This window comes from Sphingobacterium sp. HSC-15S19 (assembly GCF_050433745.1).
Taxonomy (GTDB): Bacteria; Bacteroidota; Bacteroidia; order Sphingobacteriales; family Sphingobacteriaceae; genus Sphingobacterium; species Sphingobacterium siyangense.
The window spans coordinates 1-23,252 of sequence record NZ_JBNPWQ010000029.1; the positions used below are offsets into that span (position 1 = coordinate 1).

Sequence of the window (23,252 nt, forward strand, 5' to 3'; positions counted from 1 at the left end):
GCAGATTGAAAAATAGGGGTCAATATCGAAATGATGAAAAAAGCTATGCCTGTACCACAGAAATCCAATCCTAAAATTTATTTAGGACACAAGTGCACTATGTTCAAATCAATATCCTGGCAGATGTACTTGTATGCAGTTTCCATAGTAACCTGCATTTACTACCTGACTGTTATCCTGCTCTTTTTCCGTACGGAAGTTTCCGGATTTACAAAAAAATTGCTACACCAAAGCAAAATGCGGTATGGCGAAGCATCAATAATTTCTGCATCGCATACCCAGGTACTGCAACAGAAACTGGAAGAGGTCAAGGAACTCCTTGCTGTTTTCGGAAAAGGCGGTGACCGTGCTGAACTACTATCTGTGCTCAAATCCTTCCTGGCTGGTTATGATCCTGCATTTCTGCCAGATCACAGAGATGCCCTGATACTGCTAATCTCTACACAAGCATCGCATTTATGCGACTTTGAGCTTAATGAACTGGAAATCGAAAACTGTTTCCCTGAATTCAATAATTAAATATTCAACATAAAAACACACGTGAAGAGAATGAAAAAGCGAATGGGAAAAGTGTTTGACAAATGTTTCGCGGTTCTGTTTATGACCGCCATCACAATCAGCGGGGCCTTTGCACAAGGAGGGACGGGTGCCACCGGAATTACCAATGCCACCAATCAGGTAAAAGGATACTTCAGCATAGGAGTGGACCTGGTATATGCAATAGGGGCAATCGTCGGGCTGGTAGGCGCAGTGAAGGTTTATAATAAATGGAGCAACGGAGAACAGGATACGGCAAAAGTTGCTTCCTCATGGTTTGGCGCCTGTATATTTCTTGTAGTAGTGGCGACTGTATTAAAAGGATTTTTCAACGTATAAAATAGCAGAGGCATGGGCAGAAGACTATCAACGGTAGATATTAGGGGCACTTTATTCGAAGTTGACGCCTATAGGGAAGCCTTAATTGAAAAGGGTAATCCCAAAAATAGGATTCCTTTTCAGGTCTTCGATCAGGAGGGAAATGGTTACCGCTTCCTTTATGACCTGCAAAATAAAAACGTACCACAAAAAAAATCTGAGGTCCTGGAAGATCCGGACCGGTACTGTTGGGTGATCATTGAGGCTCTTATGGAACTGGATCCCGAAGGAATTGCAATGCGATACGATATCCCTTTGGAAGTATTATGCGGTGATAAGAAAGTAGCTCCACGCTTTCTATTAGCTATAATCAAACCCATACGCATTACTGAAGCTAACCGAAAAAAATCAAAATAACGAAGAGATGAAGCAAGAGCTGAAAGCACTAGGTATAGTGGACACCTACTATTATGTAGATATAGATAATACTCGACTTATAAGCGTTGAAAACAGGGACAATGTTTTAAGAATTCAGGAAATGACAGAAAATGAAAATGGCTACGAATTCAATTATGATGTAAAGGGAAAATTCATCGCCAATGAGCTGATAGGTTCTAGAAATACAATAAGAGAAATAGTTAAAGTCCAAATTCCGTTCCTTAAAACAATTGATCCGGAGGCTATGGCTTCAAAATATGGAATTCATGTTAGCATGCTTCCATCGAGGGATAGCGAACTTAAATGTCGGCTGCAGATGCTCGAAGAACGTGTAGCAGGTAAACTACCTGTACTCAAAATCCATGATCATGATTTTTTTGTTGACCTCAGACTTGGACTACTTAGACCGAAAGATGATTTTAGAACTATAGGCATAGTATTGGATGAACTTGCTATGGATTCTTCCTGCACTGTTTTTCAATGTCTTTATCATACAAAAAAACATGAAATCTACCATTGGCGGGAGGATATAAAATCAATTCCCCCTCATGTCGTCCCAATAGAGATACCATGCCAAGCTGTACTGGATCCATTTGGATATGCCATGAAATATAGTGATCTGAATGGCCTTACATCCAGGTATCCAATAGGGAAAATGGAAGAGATAAAAGCAATCGATTGGCAGGCTACCGGCATGAAAGATTTCTTTGACCAATATCCCTTACGCGATAACCTCAGGGCCCAGGTAATTGATTGGGATCAAACCTCGCTACCAGAAATTATTTCACGTAATCAAGCCAAGAAAAAACAGGCTGAGACTCCTAAAGTAAAAAATAAGAGGAGGGGACTATGATGCCAAAGGAGATTAATTATTCCATCAATAAAGGAATAAACAGGCCTATAGAATTTCGGGGATTGAAAGGCCAATACATAATCATACTGGCAATAGGGCTAGCTGCCTTGCTGGTAGGATTTTCAATAATATATATAGCGGGGGTACCTCTGTATTACAGCGTTCCGGGTGTTTTAATATGTGGATCGGGTTTGTTTGGGATGGTGTACCGGTTCAACGCCAAATACGGGCAGTATGGACTTATGAAAGCCAGAGCACTGCGAAAGGTACCTGCCGTTATTTTTTCAAGGAACAGGAAAAGGATTTTTGAACAATTAAAAAAGAGTGTAAGATGATAACGGCGTTGTTTATTATAGCTGCGGTATTTGTGGCAGCGGTCCTATTACAGATAAAGCCAGCTTCGGATAGCAGCGTCGACATGGAACAGATCCTGCCCATCTGGAAAGTGGAAAACGACTGTATACTATCTAAAAAAGGTGATGTAACAGTGGCATTCAAGGTAACCTTACCCGAGATATTTTCTTTATCGAGTGATGAATACGACAGCCTGCATTACAATTGGCTAAAAGCAATAAAGGTGCTCCCTTTTGGCAGTGTTCTCCATAAACAGGACTGGTTTATTAAAAGTAAATACAAGCCCCAATACGCGGACGATAATCAGATCATGCAGGCCAGCAATCAGTTCTTCAACGAACGGCCTTTTCTGAGCCACGACTGTTATTTGATGATCACCCTTAAAGGGCCGGACCGTAAGCCTTCCAGCTCTGCATTGTCATCCTTGTTGCGCAAGAATATAGTACCCACAGAGCTAAAAGATACCAAACGCATGGAAAAACTTCTGGAAGTGATCGGCCAATTTAAACGTATTCTTTGCGATGGAGGTCTTGTTCAGCTGGACCAATTAACAGAACAGGAAATTGTTGGCACAAAGGCAAACCCCGGCATTTTGGAGCAATATCTGTATCTGGGAGGTGGACAAAATGGACCCGCGCTAAGCGAAGTTTCCTTCAAGCCGGAATGGAAAGTCGGGACAAAAACCTGCCGCCTCTATTCTATGGCTGATGTGGAAGATCTGCCCGGAGCTGTAGGGCCACGGATTCATTATGATCCCTATTCAACCGACAGAACCCGATTTAGCGTCGGATTCGCTACTCCTGTTGGCTTATTGCTTCCTACCAATCATATCTACAACCAGTATATGGTAATCGGCGACCCTGCAGCTACCTATAAAAGGCTGGAAGGTAAACGCAGAAGACTGCAGTCCCTTTCAGCCTATAGCAGAGAAAATGCTATTGGCAGAGACGCAACCCAGGACTTTTTGAACGAGGCTATTTCGGAAGCGAGGACGCCCATTCGTGCCCATTTCAACGTGTTATGCTGGACAGATGAGCCTTCACAGATAAAAGAAATGCAGAACCTGACTGCCTCGGCACTGGCAAAGATGAATATTGTTCCCCATCAGGAAACCGATGGCGCCCCTCAGCTCTGGTGGGCGGGCATCCCCGGAAATGCTGCCGACCTTCCGGAAAACGACACTTTTGAATCATTTGCTGAGCCCTGCAGTTGCTTTCTGAACATGGAAACTGCCTACCGCTCTTCAAAAAGCCCTTTTGGCATTCGGCTCGGCGACAGGTTAAGCGGCACGCCTATACACGTCGATATCAGCGATGAATTAATGGGCAAAGTCATTAGTAACAGAAATAAGGTCGTCGTGGGCAGTTCTGGAGCTGGAAAAAGCATGTTCATGTGCCACCTGCTGCACAGTTATGTGCAACAGTTCGCTCATTGCGTGGTGGTCGATGTCGGCCATAGCTATTCTGGTCTTTGTCTTTTGCTCGGCGGATATTATTATACCTATAGCGAGGAAGATCCGATCCGCTTCAATCCCTTTTACATACCTGCTGGAGATGTGCTGGATACGGAAAAGAAAGAGAGTATTAAAACCCTGCTAGTAGCCCTGTGGAAACAAAGTGATGAGCGTTTCCGCAGAAGCGAATATGTCGCCATCTCCAATGCCCTGCAATCCTATTACCTGTTGCTGGACAAGAGGACGGATATCTTTCCATGCTTTAATACCTTTTATGAATTCCTACAGGAGCATTTTGTAAAAGAGCTGGAGGCCGATAAGGTAAAGGACAGGGATTTTGACATGGCCAACTTCCTGTACGTACTAAGGCCATTTTATAGCGGCGGCGAATTTGACTATTTATTGAACGCCAGGGAGAATCTGGACGTGCTCCAACAACCCTTTATAGTCTTCGAGCTGGATTCGGTGAAGGATCATCCCATATTGTTTCAAATCATCACGTTGATCATATGTGAGTTATTCATTTCTAAAATGCGTAAACTAAAGGGAATCAGAAAGGTAATTGTAATTGAGGAGGCCTGGAAAGCGATAGCGAAGTCTGGTATGGCTGAATTCATGAAGTATCTCTATAAAACCATTCGTAAATATTTTGGGGAAGCTATAACGGTGACCCAGGAAATCGATGATATCATTAGTTCGCCGATCATCAAGGAGGCCATTATCAACAATGCGGATTGCAAAATCATCCTGGATATGAAAAAATTTCAGAACAAATTCGATGCGATACAGCAAGTCCTGGGCATGACAGATAAAGGCAAGGACCTGGTACTGTCCATCAACCGGGCCAATGAGAAAAATCGCAATTATCGGGAGGTTTATATCGAACTGGGCAATCAGTTGATGAAAGTATACCGCTATGAGCCCAGCCCGCAGGAGTATTTTGCTTATACAACTGAACAGCCAGAAAAGATGAAACTCCAAAATTATATCGAAAAATATGGCAGCATTGAAAAAGCACTCCGGGTGCTTGCTGCCGAGTATTACGAACAGCATAAACAATTAAGGGCATGAGAACAAGATTTTTAAAAATTGCACTCACTGCTGTGCTCATGATAAGCATTACCGTAGGACCGGTTAAAAAAGCGGAAGCGGTACTACCACTTGCCATCATTGAGGTCATTAAGGCAGGGATCAAAAAAGTGATCAAGGCCGTAGATCTGCAGATCCAGCGTCAGCAGAACAAGGTAATATGGCTTCAGAACGCCCAAAAGGAACTCGAGAATGTCATGTCCAAGCTGAAACTTAAAGAGATTTCTGAATGGACCGAGAAGCAGCGGGCCCAGTATGACAGCTATTTCCAGGAACTCTGGAAAATCAAAAACTCTATCGCTACCTGGAACCGAGTAAAACAGATCATCAAGCGGCAATTAGATCTCGTCGAAGAATATAAACGTGCATGGAACCTATTGAAATCCGATCGCCGTTTTACCGCTCAGGAAATAGAATACATGTACCGGGTTTACAATGGCCTTTTGGATGAGAGCTTAAAGAATATTGAACAGCTTGCAATGGTGGTCAACGCCTTCCGTACCCAAATGACCGATGGGCAGCGGCTGGAATTTATTTCCGCTATCGCAGCAAAACTCGATAAGAACGTTGCTGTACTGCGCAGCTTCAGTGACCATAACTTCCGGCTGAGCCTGGCAAGGGCAAAGAGTAGCCAGGAAGCCGAACAGATCAGAAAGATATATGGACTTAATCCTTGACACAATGGAACAGAAACCGATAGACCTGGAAAAAGCAGTTAGGGATATGGCTAATCTTTTTCGGCAGTATGGATATAGGAACAGCTTTACTATTGCCATGCCGAAAAGCGGTCAACCCAAATTCACGGGTAACTTAAACGACTGCCTTAATCGATATCTCGCAGCAACTATAAAAGAGGAATTATCGGGTATGAGAGTTTTTGAGCTGGAAACCTGGGCGCCTTACAGCAGGAATATACTCTGCCGCTTCCATCTGGATTTCGATCGGCAGGAAGGATTTAAGGTAAATAAAATGGAAGTCCTGAATCTTAAGGGCAAGCTTACCCACGAGTTCCGTCTGCGGCAAAACCGGCAACTACCGGGAGCGCAAACTTTGGAAGGCATGTTTCCCAAACCGAAACCCTGGGATTTTTTGAAGAAAGGGAAACGGAGGCCTTAAGGATAACAAGGATAAATAATAAAACAGTTACGACATGAAAAAATTATTGTGCATTATAATCATTCCGCTGCTTTGTTGCAGCCAGTTTCTAAAGGCCCAAACTTTGGGGGAGTGGTTCAACCAGAAGAAAACCCAAAAAAGATACCTTATCGAACAGATCGCTGCACTTGAAGCTTACAAGTCTTTCCTGTCAAAAGGATACGGTATCGTAAAGGACGGAACAAACCTGATCGGAACCATAACCAGGGGGGAATTGAACTTGCATGCAGATTTTTTTAATGGTCTTAAGATCGTAAGCCCTGAACTGAAACAAAAAAGCAAAGCGGAAGAAATCATAAAGATTCGAAACCAGATGGACCAGGATCGGCGGCAAATAGAAAAGCTAATTTCCGGAAAAGATTTTCTTGCCATCCAGGAAAAGAAAAAATATGAAAACTGGTACGCCAATATTGCGGCAGATGCAGATGGCGACCTGCAGGACCTTAAAACGCTGCTTACCGATGGAAGCCTGGAACTCGAAGAAGCTGAGCGGATCAAAAGGATAGAGGCGGTTTACAACAGTATTCAACATAAATACAGTCAGCAGCGGAAATTCAGCAATAGCCTCAAACAAACGATCCTCCAACGGGAACAAAAAATTGAGGAGTCGAAAATTTTAAAAAAGATGTATGGACTATAATCCGCGCTATAATAAATATACTATGAGAAAGCACATCAAATTCTTATTCATAACAATCTGCTGCAGCCTGCAGCTACACCTTGTTTCCGCCCAATCGGCGGAGGTGACCCAATTGATCCTCAATGTTGAAAAGTTGGCGCAGTTTAAACAGATCCTAAAAGACATGAAAAAGGGGTACGACCTGGTGAGCAAAGGTTATGGAACGATCCGCGATATTTCTGAGGGCAACTTCAGCCTGCACAGAACATTCCTGAGCGGTCTGTGGCTGGTAAATCCTGAAATCGCCAGGTACAGAAAGGTTGCCGACATTATCCGGTATCAGGCTGAAATACTTTCTCAAAGTAAAGCCGCTTTGAAGCGCTATCAGTCCGGCAGTTATTTTAATACCAAGGAGCTTGATTACCTGAGCAGGGTACTGGGGGGATTGCTAGACGAAAGTCTTGGTAATCTCGATGAACTGGTTATGGTCATTACTGCCAATAATATGCGCATGTCCGATGATGAACGGCTACGCGCTATCGATCGCATATTTGATGATATGCAAGCAAAAGTTGTCCAGTTAAGACGCTTTACGTCTAAGACCGACCAACTGGGATCAGCCCGCAGGAACAAAATTGAAGAACTAAAGAAACTTGAAAAAATTACGGGGCTTCGGCCATAACCTTACTACCATGAAAAATAAAATTTTGATAATAATTTTTGTATGCACATTGCTTTTGCCTAATTGGGTGCAAGCCCAGGTGCTGGGAGATGGAATATATAGCTTCAACACGATACTGGAAAAGCTATTTGATGAGATGATGCCCTTATGTAAAGACCTCATTGACGTAGCTCGTGCTATTGCTGGTTTTGCGGCCCTCTGGTACATTGCCATGCGCGTATGGAAACATATAGCAGCAGCGGAAGCGATTGATTTCTTTCCTTTACTCAGACCATTTGCTATAGGCATGGCCATTATGTTGTATCCGTTTATCATTTCACTGATGATGGGAGTCCTTCGACCTCTTGAAGTAGGTACCCGGCAAATGGCAAAGGATTCTCACAAAGCCATTGCAAAACATATTCTCTATCAGCAGCAAGAAGCCACGAAGGCTGACGAAGGTGTAATTACGGATTCAGGCCCAGAGGATTTAGAAAAGTATGAACAACCGGATGGGGCATCCGAAGACGGTTTTTTCTCGGGCTTGAAATCCGTCTTTAGCAAATTTTCGATCAAGCATATGATCGGAACAATGATCAGTGAGATCCTAAATATACTTTACGCGGCCGCAAGCCTGTGTATCAATACTATCAGAACTTTTTACCTTATTGTCCTGGCTATCATAGGCCCCATCGTCTTTGGTCTATCGGTCTTCGACGGATTTCAAAATAGTCTGTCCAGCTGGTTTGCAAGGTTTATCCACGTCTTTATGTGGTTGCCGGTATCCAATATTTTCGGTGCTATATGCTCTAAAATATTGGAAAATATGATCAACATGGACCAGACTTTCATGAGTACATCAGCGTATCTCATATTTATGGTTATCGCTATTGTAGGTTATACCACAGTACCGAATGTTGCGGGCTATATTGTTCAGGCAGGAAGTAGAGATACCTTACTGCACAAAGTAAACAACTATGCAAAAACAGCCGCGACAGTAGCCGCCAAAGCAATTATTTAAAAATTATAGAACTCAGAAAATTTTAAACAGGCAAAAACCTGTTGGGGACTCTTATGGCCTAAAAAAAGTGACTTCGAGTTTAAAATTCAGTAAAAATGTTCAAACAGTTCAGCAATATAGAATCAGCATTCCGGCACGTTAAGCTCTTTACTTACGTCGTCGTAGTTGCCAGTACAATTCTTTGTGCTTTCACGGTCTATGAAAGCTACCGCATGGTCCGCAAAGCAGAAGAAAGAGTATATGTCCTGTCCAATGGAAAAGCCCTGGAGGCTATTGCAGGAGAAAGAAAAGATAACGTTGCCGTTGAAGCCAAAGATCACATCAAAATGTTTCACCACTACTTTTTTACTCTGGATCCGGATGATAAAGTAATTGAAAGCAATATGTCCAAAGCGCTTTACCTGGCCGATGGTTCTGCCGCAAGCCAATACAGGGGTCTGAAAGAGAACGGTTATTATAATTCCATCATCAGCGGAAATGTAAGCCAGAATGTAGAAGCGGACAGTATCCAGATTGATTTCGAGCAATATCCTTTCCGGTTCAGGTATTTCGGCAAGCAAAAAATCATCAGGCCCACAGCGATACTTTCCAGGATACTCATCACTGAAGGAACGCTGCGCAACGTCAGCCGGTCTGATAACAACTCCCATGGCTTCCTGGTAGAGCGCTGGCGCATTGTAGACAACAGGGATATTGAACTTCAAAACCGATAATTATGAGTTTTTTTAGAAAATCCAGAAGGCCTAAGCTCAATCCATTAAAGGAAAAAGTAGCAAAATCAATTGCTCACAGGCTTGTGGCCCTACAGGTATCAGCAGCAAAAAAGCTCGCCCAATGGCAGTCTGTAGTTTCATTGAGGAACCGCAATTGCGTGCTGTTGATAATCGGGATCCTCTGGTTACTGTACTGTATCTACATACTTGTTTTTGCTATCGTCGGATAAAGAGTCAATATGGAGGGGTTCATGGGCCCTACAAGGAATAAAAAATTTAAACAATCAAAAATGAAAAACATGACACAAAAACAATTGCGCTTTCGCAAATTGCTTCTGGTGCTGCCACTTATCAGCCTGCCTTTTATCACGCTGGGATTTTGGGCTTTAGGAGGCGGAAGAAACCAGCCTAAGCCCGAGCAGAAACTCACCGGTATCAATACTGCGCTACCCGATGCTCAGCTTAAAAATAACAGCGAGGACAAGCTGAGTCTTTATCAAAGAAACGGTGGTGATACGGCAATTAATGAGCCCATAAAGCCCGATACCCTTGCCGCTTCCGGCAGCGTATTTTCATGGAACGGTGATTGGAACAATACCGGGGCTTCTGGGAGCAACCTAATGAGCCAGGATATGCAGCAGCAACGGCTTCAACAGCGCCTCGATGATCTCGAGCGACTCATGCGGCAACCGCCCGCATCAGATTATTCTAGTCCTGGATTTTACAGAAACGAACCGGATAGGGATTTCCAGTCATCTGCTGGGCTGCAACGTATCGAGCAAATGGTTAACAATGCGACCGACGATAGCCAGCAGCCGGATGCGGAACTGGACCAGCTTAACGGCATGCTGGAACGCGTGCTCGACATCCAGCACCCGGAACGCTACCGCCAGCGGCTTAAGGACTATACCCTGGAAAAAAGAGGGAGAATTTTGCCCGTAGGTAAGGAAACAGAGATCCTGGCAGTTCCAGTCTCTGGCAATTCCTCTTCGGCTGCCTCTGCTCTTAGCTTAACAAAAGTCAGGCAGACAGGCGCCTTTTTCGGCTTGGATGCAAGTACGGCGCGTGATAGTATAGATATCAGGTCGATTACCGCCATTGTAGCGGAAACCCAGACTGTCGTTTCCGGTTCGAGTCTTAAAATGCAACTGGGTGAGGAAATTTATATAGCCGGTTTCCAGATTCCGAAAGGAACTCCCCTTTACGGTTCCTGTATACTTGAAGGGGAAAGGCTAATGGTTGCTATCACCGGCATCAGGTTGGGCAACCGCCATTTTCCAGTCGAGCTTAAAGTATACGGACTGGACGCCATGCCCGGTATCCGGATCCCCGGAGCTATTACCAGGGATGCTGCCAAAGATGGCGCGGACCGGGCGGTCCAAAGAATGCAGCTTATGAGCCTGGATCCTTCCATAGGCGCCCAGGCAGCTGGCGCTGGCATCGAGGCAGCTAAAAGCCTTTTTTCTAAGAAGGTGAAACTTATCAAAGCCACTGTTAATGCTGGTCTTCAGGTATTGCTAGTAGGTGGTGACGCGAACTAATAAACACATTTAATAAAAAACAAAAACAACAATGAAGAACTTAAAATTTGTTTTCGCTCTACTATTATCCATTTGTAGCCTGACAGCATTCTGTCAGCAAAACGTTAGAGCGGTCGATATCGCGGGATCTTACCCGCTTCAGATTACCGCCCATAAAACTACCCTGCTCATTTTCCCGGCACCGATAGAAGACGGAGACAGGGGGGATGGATCTATCTCTGCCGAACGTGTTGCCAAGGTAAGTAACCTGCTTAAGGTAAAAGCGGTAGATAGTACCATGCAGGAAAGTACACTGCATGTAGTCACCTCCGACGGGAAAATCTATTCCTTTAACGTCACCTATAGTCCGGCGCCATCTCAGCTGACCATTGATGTTTCAAAATTGCCTTACAGGACCAAGGCCAGCTTTAAAGGGGTTTCTCTTAATGAAAAAGAAATTGAAAATTACGCCGCGACAATGCTGGGCGCTGCTCCCTTTATAGGTGGTGTAAAGGCAAAATCAAATGGCCTGAAAATAAAATTGGAATCCATTTATATCAAGGATGACGTGCTTTTCTTTCGCTATAACCTGGCCAATGATACTCATATCGGTTACAATGCCTATGAACCACGCTTTTCTATAAGGGACCGGTCCAGGGCTAAAAGAACCGCTATCCAGGATACTGAAATTGAGCCAATCTATATCCAGTACAAAGGCAAACCCGAAGATCCGACCGGCCAATCCATAATTGTCGCTTTCGCAAAGTTTACCATTGCCGAAAATAAGAACCTGGTGATGGCACTTTCGGAATCAAATGGCGACAGGAACCTGGAATGTAAGTTATCTCAGAAACAGCTATTAAAAGCGAAGGCATTTTCTTACTGATCCAAACTACCTGTAATATGGAGTATACACTTGAAAAACAAGCTGCAAACAATACCCTGTTCAATGATTTCGGGAACTGGAGCCGGCTGGAAGAGTATTTTACCAAACAGCTTAGCCAGAAAGATCTTCAGAGCAGAAGGTACCGGAGCATGAAACTGCGGGAGTATAACAGGATGCTGAGAACATACAGCGGGGGGCTTCTTACTCAGGACGAAAAAGCGCTTATGACGGTGATGAAATTCCAACGCGGATCATTGGTTCGTTCCCTCTATCCGGGACTGCTGAGCCGGATATTCTACCTGGTTTCAAAAGGGGTGGACAACCTGCTTTTCTATAACAAAGAAATGGAAAGAGTAAAGATGGCCAGCGATCAACGCATTATCAATACGAAAATAAGCATTCCGCAGCAACAGGATACTGGCAAACTAAAACTGCCATCGACTCAAAATACTGCTGAAGACCCATCTCGCGAATTGCACCAAAAACGGTATGGTCCCGATCTTGGCGGTAGAGAGCAATTGCAGCAGCAGCGGCCAAAAGGACCATCAATTTAGTTCATAATCTAAATAAACAATATCATGCAAGAAGAAAATTTTGAAGGCTTAAAAACAAGCCTTGAAATCCGGGGCTTCGATGCCTCTATTTTTCCGCAACTGGAAAAGAATATGAAAGAAGGCAAAACTGATTTTGTCCTTCAGTACGAGCATCCTCTGGATGAAAACCGGACCGTACTATGTCAGCTCTCCTTTGATAAGCACCAGGAGCAGGACCATTATTTCTTTAACCGTTATCAGGCCACACTGGTGAACGCCGGTGAGGTGATGGCGCAGATCTCGGTTAGGACATCATGGAAGATTAAGGTTCAGGAAGCAGCCCGGATGATGGAGTATGGTCAAAACGTAGCCGTTTATAAGCAAAACATAATCGGGTACCGTCAGGTTGAAGAGGATCATCCTGCAGAGCAATTCAGATTCAATGCCTATATATCACTGGATCCTGAAGGAAAAACAGACGACAAAGGAAACCTGCTGCTCAATACCTATCATGATAATTATTATGCCAAACGGCCTTTCGATATTATAGACCAGCTGGAAAATCCTGAAGTCCAATTTGAAACCAAAAAAGCATATGAATCGGTTGAAGTGCTGGCAAAAGATCTGCAACATGCAAATAGGATTGCAATCGTTCTGGATCGCAACGGTGTCATGGAAGATGGTTTTTTAGGCTTAAACGCCAGGCGCGGCAAGATAAATTTTATGGATGCCAATGGGATCAGCATCGATATCACTCCTGCAAAAGCAGAAAAATTAGAGGCGAAGGAAAACGCCGAAGTAAAAAAAAAGCCCTGGGTAAACCAGGGGCCACAGAAAGTAGCCTGGAAACCGAAACAGAATAAAGGCTTGTCAAGATAAAGATAGATAAACAGCGAAGTTATGACACCCGAACAAGTTGATATTTACAGAAAAGCATCCCAGACCGGCGCTATATCAAACGAGATGAACCCGCTCTATCTTTTCAGCATTACCCATACGCACCTGCTCATCCGTATTGTAAGCGGTGAGCTGGATGCAAGGGTTTTAGCAGGCATGGAACTCAACCGCAGAAGCCATGAATTAGGTAAGGATTTTCCTGCCGAGGGTATAGAAAAGAAAGCGGCTCAAAAGAAAACGGTTGGCAAAAGCAAAGGAAGAAAACTTTAAACGGTTTGAAATGATAAGAGCAAAAGATTTTAATACCATGGCCGATTACTTGAGCAACCTTGGCCTGCCCTTTAAAGAGATCATCTCCCAGAAAAATATTAATGCCCATGCAGAGGAAATAACCTTGGATGTCATGGACGCCAGCAATGATCAATCTGTTCTTTACTATTTTTCTATTCAAAGGCAAGACAATGGCGACTATGTTTCCCATGATTACAAGGCTAAAATGCTTGTGGTACCCATTGAGCATGGTCATTACGCCGGAATCGATACCCTTGAACTGGAAAAGCAGATGAAAGAAATTAAATGGGCGCTGTTTCCATTATACAAAAATGATGGTCTGCGACCTTTTTTTGAGCAACTGGACCAGCTCCGTACCAGCGGTGATCGTACCGCTGAGGAGTTAGCCAATAAGCTGGCATTGAAATATTTTGCCAATACCATTTTAGAGGATATGCTGCCATTTCCAGACAAGTCTCTCTATGAAAAAATGATTGTTGTTCCCATCAATAATGATGGTAACGATATCGACATTGGACAGGCAGCGTCGTTACTAAAGGGTGGATCGCTGTTAAAGTACTCAGCTAATGATGAGTCCGGTGAACTTTACTGGATTAAAGAAGAAAAAGGTTATTTGAAAGTGTATCCTGATTTCGATGTATCAAACACAATAAAGCAAATGCCCTTGGTAAAGCAGCCGGATATTATCGAGTTATCGGAAATGCTTGCAGGCCTCGGAAAAGGAAAGCCATTTGAAACTGCGCTCATGATTAACAGCAGAATAGTAACTGGCAGTATTTATGTCCAGCCAGAAAATAAAACCCTTGAATTTCGGAATGATAAAGGTAAAACAGTGAACTGGCAGTTGTGGGGCAAGTTGAATCAGAATAAAAAACCGGGCAAAGGCAAAAAAGGACCGGGATTATAATACCAATTTTTAAATCAGTGAGAACGCATTAGTGAGCATGGAAAAAAACACACGACTAAGACCACCTTTAACTTATTATGGTGGTAAACAGACACTCGCCCCCTGGATTATTTCGCTTATACCTGAGCACATCCTTTATTGTGAACCTTTTTTGGGCGGTGGCGCGGTTTATTTTATGAAGCCACCTTCAGAAATAGAGGTTATTAACGATACCAATAAAGAACTGATGAATTTTTATAGGGTGGCCAGCAAGAGATTTGATGAGCTGGCTGCCCTGATAGAGCAGACCCTGCACAGCAGAGATGCCCATCATTCGGCAGTCGTAATTTATAACAACCCGGATCTCTTTGATGAAGTCAAGCGTGCCTGGGCAGTTTGGACTTTATCTGCGCTGGGATTCTCAGGCAAACTTGATGGACCTTTCGGTTATGATAAAACACAGAATTCAACTTCGAAAAGAATCACCGTAAAACGGCAAAACTTCGACGATCGTTATTTGAAGCGTCTCCGAAATGCACAGATCGAATGTGCCGACGCCCTGTATATCATTCAGAGCCGGGATCATAAGGATGCATTCTTTTACTGCGACCCACCTTATATCGGATCCAATATGGGCCACTACAAAGGTTATACGGAACAGGATTATGAAGCACTCCTGAATATGCTTGCCGACATTAAAGGTAAGTTCTTGCTTTCTTCTTATCCTTCCGAAATTCTGGACCGTTTTATTAAAAAGTATAAATGGCAGGTGCTAAAAAAAGAGATGCTCGTTACCGTAAATATAAAAGGGGGCAATCCAAAGAAAAAAGTTGAGATGCTCGTTGGCAATTACCCGCTCTGGCAGTCTGAATAGTAGTTAGGATTTAAACATAATACAGAAAGAATATGGAAAAGTCACCGCACTACATAATAAATCAGGAAACCGGCAAGCTCAATATCTACTCAGAAAAGGAGTTTTTTGAGGCACTTCCTGCTGAACAGAAAGATACCGTAAAGAGGTATTGTTTATGGAGTGGCTCGAAGACCTGTTGGATATCTAAAGCAAAGAGTGAAAATGCCGGATATTTAAGACGTCAGCTCGAAAGCATGGGTTTTATTTATAAGGAGACTATCGGAGAAAAACTGAGTTTTGAACAGCAAATACAACGCGAAAAAGAAAAGTCTGAATCAAGGGCCGAACGGGCCTTGACGAGGGCTGCTAAATCAGATGAGCGTTCAGAGCAACTCTATGGTCAGGCAAAATCAATGGCTGGACAGATTCCCTTCGGCCAGCCGATTCTTATTGGGCATCACAGTGAAAAGGCCGATAGGAATTTTAGGGACAAAATCCACAACAAATTTGGTAAAGCATTCGAAGAAATGGATAAGGCTGAATTCTATAGAAAGCAGGCCGAACGTGCAAAAAAAGAAGCTTTGGGTAAAAAGTTTGAAGATCCGTTTTATCTAGTAATAAGAATTAAGGAATGCGAACGCGATCTTAAAGTTTGTAATAGAAGGTTGGAAGGTAAGTTTTATGCTCATTCGAAACCAGAACCAATAAGTGAAAAGGAAAAACTCTTTTATGAAGAGCGTCTGATACAGATCCAGGAAAAGCTTGATTTCTATAAGGAGTGTTTAAGCAAAATTCCCGATCAGAAAACTATAGAAAACAACGTGAAAGCAAAAAGAAAAGGGTCTATAGCTGCTGTCACCGTAATGCAGATTTGGAGGAGTAAAGATGAGTACAGAAAAAAATGAAGAAAACTATTTGATAAGGGATCTGGAAACCGGCTCCCTTGAAATTCATATCAAAAGCAAGGAAGCCTATTTAAAACTTTCATCAACTAACCTTAAGCTAATTAAGAATAAATTTCGCTGGAGCAGGCCAGGAAATTGCTGGCTATCAAAAGCAGATTTTAATTTATGCCATGCGGTAGTAGATCGCTTCCTCAAGCTGGGGTACCAAGATCAGGGATGGAAAGGAAGTAGGATCCCTTTTGAGAAAAAAATCTTACAGCGACTTAATAAAAACTCAAGTATCGCAATAAAGTATGATGTCAAATCTCAAATGCTGCAACGGAAAGCTGTCAATATTGAGCGATATATTGAACGTCGTCAACAATTGTTGGCAATCGAACCGGATCGTTTCGTCAAGCAGGATTTAAAAAGACAAATCCAGACTGCTGAAAGCAAAGCTGTTTCTGCACTGGAAATGGCAAATTTCTACAGCGAACAGTCTAAAATTTTCCTGGAAAGATCCGCTGTCTTGGTGCTTAATCTGACTAACCCGAAATATCTTAAAAGTCAGCTTAATAAAAACAAGATACAACCGATCCTGGAGAAGCAAAAAAACGTTGGAATTTCTAATCGAATCGACGTCGCTCCAGCCGCCGATAAGCTTAATGCTGATAGACGCTTGTTCATCGGAAGGTTAAAAACGGCACAGGAACAGACTCTGTTTTATAAGAATAAACTCCGCAATATCGTAGAACATATTGCAGAAGACATGACGCTTTTTTATGGTAAACCTGTTTTTATGTCCAAACGGTCGGCACCGGACGGCATCGGCTTGGTTGTAGGCCATATTCCGGAGGATAGTAAACTTGTGCTTAAACTAAATGACGGGACCTACATCGCAAAAGAACTTGAAAAGCTCTCTATTCTGCAACCTGCCTATGAAATCTTGCAAGTACTAAATTCCAGGGAAATAAAAAGTAAGGAGAAAACCAGGATAGAGGGATTTAGGGCCCTTGCTATGATTAAAACAGACAAACCTTTGGAAGCAATGCAGATTATCAGAAAAGCTGGTCTGGCGAGTCAATGCATGGTCCGTTGTAGCGATCATTTAAAAAATCAAATTCAATTAAAAAAGTCGCTGACCCGATCTAAGAAACTAGGGTTTTGATCAATAAAAATTAAATGCAGTATATGGCAGAAATTAAAAAACGTATTCTATCGTTCAGTAATGGTAAAACGATAAAATTATATGGCAATAGTGTTGCCATAGGAAAAAGTATGGAAATCGCCGAAGCCTTTACACCCAATATTTTCGGTTTTATAATAACAGGTGGTGATGGCAAAACTGGGGAGGTATTCAATCCGCATAAACTTACGGCCGAAGAAATGATGGAACTTGCAGATTACAATATCCGTATGTGGATGGACTTTAAAGATGCTGTTAGAAATTATGGCATAAGCAATACAAAAATTTTTAAAAAAGAAGCAATGATTTAGGAGGTGAGTTATGGGAAATACAAATTTAGAAGAGCAAAAATCTATGCAAATTACAAGCAGGGACTTGGAGGCCTTAAAGGAGGAGTTACTGACTGAGATCAGGAGCTTGCTATACGCCAAAATTACTTATCCCAAAAGATGGTTAAAAACAAGAGATGTAATTAAGCTGCTCAATACCTGCTCCGGGAAGCTTCAGACGCTAAGAAAGTCTAAAAAGTTGCCTTACGTAAAATTAGGTGGGGATATGTATTACGACATAGAAGATATCGAAGCGATGATGCAAAAATATAAAGTGGGTTAAATTTTGTATTTAAAGGATGACATAAACGGTCTTGGCAAGCAGGTTCCTCCACTATTAAAACATGTGGTGATATATTTCCTTGAACTGGGCAAAAAGCAGTCGGAAGCTGAAGCGTTTTACAAGTTTTATGAACAGCGAAAATGGCAATATAGGGGAAGATTGATCAGAAATTGGAAAGAGCTTGCATGGCATTGGGTTTACAACAAAAGTATTGACCCATCCTGTTTGTCATGAATTTTTGATGATAAGAAATCGCCAAAATTTAAGTTACAACAAGAAGCTAAATCTAAAAATAGGTAAATTTGAATATCCAAATAATTGAAAAATGAACCGTATCCTTAAAGAAGCGTTAGTCTATAATGATCAAAAAGCATTGAAGCACTTATCAAAATTTGTTGCTAAATGGGTGCGTGACCAACTGGAAGATCTGCACGTTAGAAATGATGTTATGGATGATCAAGCAATGCCTGAAATAAACAGGCAAATAAGAAATGGGATTTATAATGCATTATATATACTTTCCAACTCAGCCATGGATTCGGAGTGCTTAAAGCTTGCTGTCGATACAGAGCAGCGTATTCCAGAGTATTGGGAGGATCCGGTTTTGGATATTTATCTGGAAAAGAATAGACAACAACTGGATTCTGTTGAGCTCAAATTCGAGTCCTCATTTCTGAATGAACAACTGCACGCGGAAAATATTTACCGTCTGCCCGGTACTTCCTTCATCCGGTCAAAGTCAATTTTAGAGCTTCCTGATATGGATACTGAAATGCGCAAAAAAAATCTCAATAAGATCTCTGCCCATCTTAGACGGGAAGGGTATAGTTATGATCCTGATAAAGATGCTTATGTGAAACCATTGAAATTTAACATTTGAAAATTTTACTCTTAAAGGTATTAATTGAAAATCGAAAGCGTGGACCATTACTGCTGCATTCGTTTATTTTATTCAGCTAAAGAACAGGTAAATTATTATAATTTACCTGTTTTGCTTTTAGCCCCTTTCCTACCGAAAAGGGAGCTGAACCTAAGCTTTAATTCCAAATTGGGGACTTCAAAGTATTTGATGACAATCCACGATTTTTCTTACGAGATCGGGTCCATAGACAGCATTATAAAAAAGACAGTGCTAAGATATACGCTGCGAAGACCCTGATCCTCGATTTAAGAAAACAATGCCGGAGGTTCGGTCGCCGCTTATCAGCCGCTATTTCCCTTTATCTATACTAGTCCGATCAAAGAACTTAATGGGATGATACTTGCTTCTGATGATCTGATCAACGTTTATCAAGAAGCACTTATATAGGAACTAAAAGCTGAAAAAGTTGATAGTGGATCAGTTAAAGAGCTCCAGATGCTATTACCATTACTTGAAAAAGGACGTAGCCAGCTCGTAGAAACACCTCCGCCGCCCAAAAAGTATGGTCCAACTATGCCATTGCCGGTAAACGTCGGTATTATCATTAACTACGCCTGCCAAAGTGCAGCTGAACCATTTTTACTTAACTTTAAACAAAACAGTAAGGTTACTCTATTCGGATAGAACACCTTCGGTGCATTTGATTATGTAAACGCAACTTTTACTTACAGTCCATCCGGGCTGTATTTTTTCAAGCTTGAATAGCGGAAATTTTCCGATTCTCACAACCGATCAGAAGATGACTGTCAAAGGTGGCGGTGGAACAGAGGGAAAACCGTAACCTACCAGGGAAGAGATTATAAATGTGACACCGACCGTGTAGAATGGGGAGACGGACGGTATCACTTCCTGGGCTACTAACAGGGAAAGCTTGTTCTTGACTATTGGGGATAACACCTTAATATGAACTAGCAGGTGGTTTAATCGGAAGCTGCATCATGCAGTTTTATCCAGCTTCCTTTTTTTAATCGTAAAGATGATTGTATGAGCGAGTATAGTGCACTATTTTTTTGTCTTTTATCGACCATCGTTTACGGCGGCGACAAATTAGATCAACAAGTTTCCCAGTATTATCATTATAAAAACCAGGCAGAGGTCCACATATTAGACAGCTCATATAAACATGCGCTGGAAAGTTACAACGTGGCATTTACCTATAAATATCCCAATATTAGGGATCTTTACAATGCCTTTGCAGTCGCCTATCTTGTCGCTGATTCAAATGCCGCTAAGCACTTTTTTGACGAAATGGTACTTAATGGGCAAACAATAGAAAAATTTGCGAAGGGCAGATTTGTAACGACTATACATGAGGAGTCCTTATATAAGTGGCTGACAAAAAATTACGATTCCCTAAAAAGTATAGCAGACAAAAGTGAAAAGAAACTGTTGGCTGCTCGTTACGATTCAATCTATGATGAAGATCAGCGTATAAGAAAAACAGAACATAAAACTCAAGGCGAGATAAAAAAGCTCATTTCTGAAGATTCTGCCAACATCAAAAATGCTATTCGCCTAATCAAGGAGTATGGATTCCCCAGTTATGAGCGCATCGGCCTTTTTGAAAAGGATGCTGAAGGATATGCAGCCGCAGACAACTGCATGTGGATGTTACTTTGGCACGCCCGACATTCCAATCACACCCTCAATGGCCCGGTAAGAAAAGCAGTCCTGGCGGGCGATTATCCTCCTGATGAGTTTGCGTTAATTATAGACATGCAGGCAGACACAAGTCTTTATTTTGGTGTATTGCCTCGTAAGGCCGACAAAAATGGGAAAGTCATTTTTGAAGAGGTTCCAGACATGCAAGCCGTGAACGAAAGGCGTGCAACCCTTTACCTGGAATCGTTAGAAGAGTATAAAAGGAAACTCAACTACCAAAAATATGTGGACAAGCGTTTTTACATGTCTTCCGTTTGGGGAGATATTTTAAACTACGCTCCAATGGAGTTCCGAAAATGGGGTGCCATAGAATAGCGCGTTCCAATAATCAACATTTTACCGAAAGCTCAGGGAGCAGATCGACATGATCTGCCCTCGTTCAATGGCCCACCGCATTGAACCAGGATTTTTATTGACTCAAACATAACGGCGCATTATTTAATTCCTGATTTTTTCAGCCAGGGCGTGCCATGCTACAAGTAAGCTGGAGCCCTATCAAAAGACACTATCCAAGTCAATTTCTTCAACAGCAGGCAGAAAAATTATTTAAAAATATAACCTCCCAAACTTCAATTTTGAAACAATTCCCCTTTTATAAGCAGACGGATGCGATGGATTGCAGTCCAACTTGTGTCCGGATGATCACAAAGTTTTACGGCAAAAACTATTCGCTCGAGAACCTGTGTAATAAAAGTTATTTGACCAGGGATGGAGTCAGCATGCGCCAATTCGAGCGCCGTGCATTAACTCATTTGGGCGTATCTTCGAAACTATTTTCCCGGATCACCAGCTTCGCCAATGCGTGCATGTTTAAAGAAGCCAATTATTTAAACTGCAAGAACATGGCTAGGATAGCTTGAGATTAAATGTCCTTGATCATTGAATAGTTTACTACGTACCCTGTTCATGGATTCACTGATACGGCTTTTCCGGACCCTGCAGTAGCGTTCTGTTGTTCTTATGCTTTTATGGCCTAGCATTTTACTCACATCCTCAAGAGGAACACCTAGATTCAGCATCATATCAGCAAAGGTGTGTCTCGCCAAGTGGGTGTGGAGCTCCCTATTTATGCCACAAAGCGTAGCAATTTCCTTTAGATATCCATTATATCTTGTATTGCTGTTAACCGGAATTAGCAAGTTGTTTTTAACGCAATATTGGTGACCGTTATATTTATTTATCAGCTCTTCTATTATTGGTAATATGGGTACCATTTCAGTTACCTTTGTTTTACCACGTTCCTTAATTAGCCACCTTTCCCTATTGACACCGACCTCTATTATATTTTCAGGGGTAAGGGTATAAATATCCTGGTATGCAAAGCCGGTAAAACATTGAAATATAAATGCATCTCTTACTTCTGATAACCTATTAATCGGAAGATCCTTTCGATAAATTGAATTTACTTGGTAAAACTCTAGTGGCTCGATTTCTTTATCACCACCATAGCAAACAAATGCCTTGATAGGGTTTAAGGGGATTAATTTATTCTTAGCACAACCTTCAAGGATCTGTTTTAGCTTTTTGATATACCCTTTTGCAGTGACAGCGCTAATTGGTTTATCTACTTCCAGCGTCATGTAGTCGAAGAACTTTTCAGCAAAAGAATAGGTAATGTTTTCCAGTTCAAAATCCTTCGCTTCGTATTGGAACTTGATAAATGATATTACCTTTTTTTTAGCCGACCTCCAGTGTTTTAATGTATCATTCGATCTGTCCTTTTTCTTAACCAGCTTTTCAAACCGCTTTATAAAGTCATCAAAGACTTTCAACAAAGTAGGTTTTTTTTCGATTTCCATTGACTTCTGGACTGGCCCAATATAATCTAACGGTAGGCCCAGGTAAGCATTTTTAAGCATGAGAGGGGTTATTTTTTCATGCTTGCTCCTCAAAATTTTAACGTGGGTATCAAGGTCAACATCTGCCTTGGAAATCTTTAAATTGTTTTCCCTCGCCGTTGCACTTGATTCAGTGTCTCTTTTGATATTAGTATCCCAAAATTGGGGCTTAATTTTAATACCTAGAGATAATGGCTCTTCTTCGCCTTCGATGGTAATTCTTGCGTACAAAGGGCAAGTGCCATCGCTCGTTTTTTTTGACCTCTTAAGCCAAAAAAGAATGTGGACTTTCTGATTATTCATCCTACACATTTTAAAGGTTGAAAAATGACCCCGCCTTGTCTGCGGGAATTAATTTCCGATCCTTAAATCCAACTGCACAAAACCAGATTTCAAAAGAATGGTGCCCCAATTTACACACTAAAATGGGGCACCGAAAGGGGCACCATTTAATATGCTAGGATATGATATGAGATAGTATGATAATTTGTAGAAAGGCTTAATTATCATAGGATAAACGCAAAAAAGGCGCTATAAATAGCGCCTTTTGTGATCCCGCTGGGATTCGAACCCAGGACCCATACATTAAAAGTGTATTGCTCTACCAGCTGAGCTACGGAATCTTACTTCTTTGTTTCTGAACTACCGTTCCTTGTTTGAAGTGATGCAAAGATAGGGTTAATCCCTATTCCACGCAAGTATTTGTGCGATAAAAATGCGCTACGGCTGTTTAGGGCTTCATTTTTAGTGATTTATTTTTTTGTTTAGGATAGAAATTCCCGGTCTTCATCCGATAATTGGGACTTTCTGTCGCTGTTTTCTTCTTCCGATTCGTCTATTTCTTCCTCTTCATACGCCCGCTGTTTCTTTTTTCCGATTTTCAATAGGGATACGAATACAATTCCGGCAATAAAAAAGGCCAATAATAGCTTCCATAGTGCCACTTGTGATTCCCCAAGAAAATTGAGCTGCACCGATTGCGGATTTTTGACACACACAACTGTGATGATAACCGTTATCAAGATTAAAAAAATATTACGCATGTTACTGTAAACTATATGTCGTTATTCT

At 42.0% G+C, this 23,252-nt stretch carries 28 protein-coding genes and 1 tRNA gene; 26 read left to right on the top strand and 3 right to left on the bottom strand.

The features are described from left to right. Positions 1-99: 99 nt before the first annotated feature. The 26 genes from L1283_RS20640 (at position 100) to L1283_RS20765 (ending at position 21,203) form a co-directional block, all read left to right on the top strand. Positions 100-519, top strand: coding sequence for a hypothetical protein (locus L1283_RS20640; protein ID WP_139144901.1), 420 nt, complete (start codon positions 100-102; stop codon positions 517-519). 81 nt (positions 520-600) lie between these two features. Beyond that, a complete protein-coding gene (locus L1283_RS20645; RefSeq protein WP_302622676.1) occupies positions 601-876 on the top strand; it encodes a DUF4134 domain-containing protein in 276 nt (91 codons plus the stop codon). 12 nt (positions 877-888) lie between these two features. Next, positions 889-1,272 carry a hypothetical protein gene (locus L1283_RS20650; protein ID WP_070561866.1) on the top strand — a complete coding sequence of 128 codons (384 nt, stop codon included), beginning with the start codon at positions 889-891 and terminating at the stop codon, positions 1,270-1,272. 7 nt (positions 1,273-1,279) lie between these two features. Then, positions 1,280-2,146: a hypothetical protein gene (locus L1283_RS20655; protein WP_070561868.1), complete on the top strand. Its 867-nt coding sequence runs from the start codon at positions 1,280-1,282 to the stop codon at positions 2,144-2,146. After that, positions 2,143-2,481 carry a DUF4133 domain-containing protein gene (locus L1283_RS20660; RefSeq protein ID WP_254667648.1) on the top strand — a complete coding sequence of 113 codons (339 nt, stop codon included), beginning with the start codon at positions 2,143-2,145 and terminating at the stop codon, positions 2,479-2,481. Before L1283_RS20655 ends, L1283_RS20660 begins: the two co-directional genes overlap by 4 nt. Next, positions 2,478-5,024 carry a TraG family conjugative transposon ATPase gene (locus L1283_RS20665; RefSeq protein ID WP_312334345.1) on the top strand — a complete coding sequence of 849 codons (2,547 nt, stop codon included), beginning with the start codon at positions 2,478-2,480 and terminating at the stop codon, positions 5,022-5,024. The genes L1283_RS20660 and L1283_RS20665 overlap by 4 nt, the downstream gene beginning before the upstream one ends. Then, entirely contained in the window at positions 5,021-5,719 is a 699-nt protein-coding gene (locus L1283_RS20670; RefSeq protein WP_070561870.1) for a conjugal transfer protein TraI, read from the top strand. Before L1283_RS20665 ends, L1283_RS20670 begins: the two co-directional genes overlap by 4 nt. Positions 5,720-5,723: 4 nt before the next feature. Continuing rightward, positions 5,724-6,158, top strand: a complete 435-nt coding sequence (locus L1283_RS20675) for a hypothetical protein (protein WP_070561872.1) — start codon at positions 5,724-5,726, stop codon at positions 6,156-6,158. Between the two features lie 34 nt (positions 6,159-6,192). After that, positions 6,193-6,837 carry a hypothetical protein gene (locus L1283_RS20680; RefSeq protein WP_312334347.1) on the top strand — a complete coding sequence of 215 codons (645 nt, stop codon included), beginning with the start codon at positions 6,193-6,195 and terminating at the stop codon, positions 6,835-6,837. A gap of 22 nt (positions 6,838-6,859) precedes the next feature. After that, positions 6,860-7,498 carry a hypothetical protein gene (locus L1283_RS20685; RefSeq protein ID WP_070561945.1) on the top strand — a complete coding sequence of 213 codons (639 nt, stop codon included), beginning with the start codon at positions 6,860-6,862 and terminating at the stop codon, positions 7,496-7,498. A 10-nt stretch (positions 7,499-7,508) separates the two neighbouring features. Beyond that, positions 7,509-8,498: a conjugative transposon protein TraJ gene (traJ, locus tag L1283_RS20690; RefSeq protein WP_070561876.1), complete on the top strand. Its 990-nt coding sequence runs from the start codon at positions 7,509-7,511 to the stop codon at positions 8,496-8,498. A 95-nt stretch (positions 8,499-8,593) separates the two neighbouring features. Next, positions 8,594-9,211, top strand: coding sequence for a conjugative transposon protein TraK (traK, locus tag L1283_RS20695; protein ID WP_070561878.1), 618 nt, complete (start codon positions 8,594-8,596; stop codon positions 9,209-9,211). Positions 9,212-9,501: 290 nt separating this feature from the next. Then, a complete protein-coding gene (gene traM / locus L1283_RS20700; RefSeq protein WP_175441955.1) occupies positions 9,502-10,752 on the top strand; it encodes a conjugative transposon protein TraM in 1,251 nt (416 codons plus the stop codon). 31 nt (positions 10,753-10,783) lie between these two features. Continuing rightward, positions 10,784-11,617: a conjugative transposon protein TraN gene (traN, locus tag L1283_RS20705; protein WP_286776896.1), complete on the top strand. Its 834-nt coding sequence runs from the start codon at positions 10,784-10,786 to the stop codon at positions 11,615-11,617. A gap of 17 nt (positions 11,618-11,634) precedes the next feature. Further along, positions 11,635-12,171 carry a hypothetical protein gene (locus L1283_RS20710; protein ID WP_070561886.1) on the top strand — a complete coding sequence of 179 codons (537 nt, stop codon included), beginning with the start codon at positions 11,635-11,637 and terminating at the stop codon, positions 12,169-12,171. 24 nt (positions 12,172-12,195) lie between these two features. Then, positions 12,196-13,029: a hypothetical protein gene (locus L1283_RS20715; RefSeq protein WP_182981130.1), complete on the top strand. Its 834-nt coding sequence runs from the start codon at positions 12,196-12,198 to the stop codon at positions 13,027-13,029. Between the two features lie 21 nt (positions 13,030-13,050). Beyond that, positions 13,051-13,317: a hypothetical protein gene (locus L1283_RS20720; RefSeq protein ID WP_070561889.1), complete on the top strand. Its 267-nt coding sequence runs from the start codon at positions 13,051-13,053 to the stop codon at positions 13,315-13,317. A 10-nt stretch (positions 13,318-13,327) separates the two neighbouring features. Beyond that, positions 13,328-14,245 carry a hypothetical protein gene (locus L1283_RS20725; protein WP_070561891.1) on the top strand — a complete coding sequence of 306 codons (918 nt, stop codon included), beginning with the start codon at positions 13,328-13,330 and terminating at the stop codon, positions 14,243-14,245. A gap of 37 nt (positions 14,246-14,282) precedes the next feature. Next, entirely contained in the window at positions 14,283-15,098 is an 816-nt protein-coding gene (locus L1283_RS20730; protein WP_070561893.1) for a DNA adenine methylase, read from the top strand. Between the two features lie 32 nt (positions 15,099-15,130). Next, positions 15,131-15,982 (top strand): DUF3560 domain-containing protein, encoded by an 852-nt coding sequence (locus tag L1283_RS20735; RefSeq protein ID WP_070561895.1) that lies wholly within the window; start codon positions 15,131-15,133, stop codon positions 15,980-15,982. Beyond that, positions 15,963-17,129, top strand: coding sequence for a hypothetical protein (locus tag L1283_RS20740; protein ID WP_070561897.1), 1,167 nt, complete (start codon positions 15,963-15,965; stop codon positions 17,127-17,129). The genes L1283_RS20735 and L1283_RS20740 overlap by 20 nt, the downstream gene beginning before the upstream one ends. Before the next feature lie 23 nt (positions 17,130-17,152). Beyond that, entirely contained in the window at positions 17,153-17,458 is a 306-nt protein-coding gene (locus L1283_RS20745; RefSeq protein ID WP_139144903.1) for a hypothetical protein, read from the top strand. 10 nt (positions 17,459-17,468) lie between these two features. Continuing rightward, a complete protein-coding gene (locus L1283_RS20750; RefSeq protein ID WP_070561901.1) occupies positions 17,469-17,759 on the top strand; it encodes a helix-turn-helix domain-containing protein in 291 nt (96 codons plus the stop codon). A gap of 325 nt (positions 17,760-18,084) precedes the next feature. After that, a complete protein-coding gene (locus L1283_RS20755; protein ID WP_070561904.1) occupies positions 18,085-18,639 on the top strand; it encodes a hypothetical protein in 555 nt (184 codons plus the stop codon). Positions 18,640-19,665: 1,026 nt separating this feature from the next. After that, positions 19,666-20,658 (top strand): hypothetical protein, encoded by a 993-nt coding sequence (locus L1283_RS20760; RefSeq protein ID WP_070561907.1) that lies wholly within the window; start codon positions 19,666-19,668, stop codon positions 20,656-20,658. A gap of 155 nt (positions 20,659-20,813) precedes the next feature. Beyond that, positions 20,814-21,203, top strand: a complete 390-nt coding sequence (locus tag L1283_RS20765) for a cysteine peptidase family C39 domain-containing protein (protein WP_070561909.1) — start codon at positions 20,814-20,816, stop codon at positions 21,201-21,203. Here L1283_RS20765 and L1283_RS20770 read toward each other — a convergent pair. The 3 genes from L1283_RS20770 to L1283_RS20780 form a co-directional block, all read right to left on the bottom strand. After that, entirely contained in the window at positions 21,171-22,484 is a 1,314-nt protein-coding gene (locus tag L1283_RS20770) for a site-specific integrase (RefSeq protein WP_070561911.1), read from the bottom strand. The genes L1283_RS20765 and L1283_RS20770 overlap by 33 nt on opposite strands. Positions 22,485-22,731: 247 nt before the next feature. Beyond that, positions 22,732-22,804, bottom strand: a tRNA-Lys gene (locus tag L1283_RS20775). 141 nt (positions 22,805-22,945) lie between these two features. Then, entirely contained in the window at positions 22,946-23,224 is a 279-nt protein-coding gene (locus L1283_RS20780) for a lipopolysaccharide assembly protein LapA domain-containing protein (protein ID WP_182981140.1), read from the bottom strand. Positions 23,225-23,252 lie beyond the last annotated feature (28 nt).

Excerpts from the sequence above, each read along its gene's own strand:
- L1283_RS20640 (WP_139144901.1), top strand. The coding sequence starts at position 100 with ATGTTCAAATCAATATCCTGGCAGATGTACTTGTATGCAGTTTCCATA.
- L1283_RS20645 (WP_302622676.1), top strand. The coding sequence starts at position 601 with ATGACCGCCATCACAATCAGCGGGGCCTTTGCACAAGGAGGGACGGGT.
- L1283_RS20650 (WP_070561866.1), top strand. The coding sequence starts at position 889 with ATGGGCAGAAGACTATCAACGGTAGATATTAGGGGCACTTTATTCGAA.
- L1283_RS20655 (WP_070561868.1), top strand. The coding sequence starts at position 1,280 with ATGAAGCAAGAGCTGAAAGCACTAGGTATAGTGGACACCTACTATTAT.
- L1283_RS20660 (WP_254667648.1), top strand. The coding sequence starts at position 2,143 with ATGATGCCAAAGGAGATTAATTATTCCATCAATAAAGGAATAAACAGG.
- L1283_RS20665 (WP_312334345.1), top strand. The coding sequence starts at position 2,478 with ATGATAACGGCGTTGTTTATTATAGCTGCGGTATTTGTGGCAGCGGTC.
- L1283_RS20670 (WP_070561870.1), top strand. The coding sequence starts at position 5,021 with ATGAGAACAAGATTTTTAAAAATTGCACTCACTGCTGTGCTCATGATA.
- L1283_RS20675 (WP_070561872.1), top strand. The coding sequence starts at position 5,724 with ATGGAACAGAAACCGATAGACCTGGAAAAAGCAGTTAGGGATATGGCT.
- L1283_RS20680 (WP_312334347.1), top strand. The coding sequence starts at position 6,193 with ATGAAAAAATTATTGTGCATTATAATCATTCCGCTGCTTTGTTGCAGC.
- L1283_RS20685 (WP_070561945.1), top strand. The coding sequence starts at position 6,860 with ATGAGAAAGCACATCAAATTCTTATTCATAACAATCTGCTGCAGCCTG.
- traJ (WP_070561876.1), top strand. The coding sequence starts at position 7,509 with ATGAAAAATAAAATTTTGATAATAATTTTTGTATGCACATTGCTTTTG.
- traK (WP_070561878.1), top strand. The coding sequence starts at position 8,594 with ATGTTCAAACAGTTCAGCAATATAGAATCAGCATTCCGGCACGTTAAG.
- traM (WP_175441955.1), top strand. The coding sequence starts at position 9,502 with ATGAAAAACATGACACAAAAACAATTGCGCTTTCGCAAATTGCTTCTG.
- traN (WP_286776896.1), top strand. The coding sequence starts at position 10,784 with ATGAAGAACTTAAAATTTGTTTTCGCTCTACTATTATCCATTTGTAGC.
- L1283_RS20710 (WP_070561886.1), top strand. The coding sequence starts at position 11,635 with ATGGAGTATACACTTGAAAAACAAGCTGCAAACAATACCCTGTTCAAT.
- L1283_RS20715 (WP_182981130.1), top strand. The coding sequence starts at position 12,196 with ATGCAAGAAGAAAATTTTGAAGGCTTAAAAACAAGCCTTGAAATCCGG.
- L1283_RS20720 (WP_070561889.1), top strand. The coding sequence starts at position 13,051 with ATGACACCCGAACAAGTTGATATTTACAGAAAAGCATCCCAGACCGGC.
- L1283_RS20725 (WP_070561891.1), top strand. The coding sequence starts at position 13,328 with ATGATAAGAGCAAAAGATTTTAATACCATGGCCGATTACTTGAGCAAC.
- L1283_RS20730 (WP_070561893.1), top strand. The coding sequence starts at position 14,283 with ATGGAAAAAAACACACGACTAAGACCACCTTTAACTTATTATGGTGGT.
- L1283_RS20735 (WP_070561895.1), top strand. The coding sequence starts at position 15,131 with ATGGAAAAGTCACCGCACTACATAATAAATCAGGAAACCGGCAAGCTC.
- L1283_RS20740 (WP_070561897.1), top strand. The coding sequence starts at position 15,963 with ATGAGTACAGAAAAAAATGAAGAAAACTATTTGATAAGGGATCTGGAA.
- L1283_RS20745 (WP_139144903.1), top strand. The coding sequence starts at position 17,153 with ATGGCAGAAATTAAAAAACGTATTCTATCGTTCAGTAATGGTAAAACG.
- L1283_RS20750 (WP_070561901.1), top strand. The coding sequence starts at position 17,469 with ATGGGAAATACAAATTTAGAAGAGCAAAAATCTATGCAAATTACAAGC.
- L1283_RS20755 (WP_070561904.1), top strand. The coding sequence starts at position 18,085 with ATGAACCGTATCCTTAAAGAAGCGTTAGTCTATAATGATCAAAAAGCA.
- L1283_RS20760 (WP_070561907.1), top strand. The coding sequence starts at position 19,666 with ATGAGCGAGTATAGTGCACTATTTTTTTGTCTTTTATCGACCATCGTT.
- L1283_RS20765 (WP_070561909.1), top strand. The coding sequence starts at position 20,814 with ATGCTACAAGTAAGCTGGAGCCCTATCAAAAGACACTATCCAAGTCAA.
- L1283_RS20770 (WP_070561911.1), bottom strand. The coding sequence starts at position 22,484 with ATGAATAATCAGAAAGTCCACATTCTTTTTTGGCTTAAGAGGTCAAAA.
- L1283_RS20780 (WP_182981140.1), bottom strand. The coding sequence starts at position 23,224 with ATGCGTAATATTTTTTTAATCTTGATAACGGTTATCATCACAGTTGTG.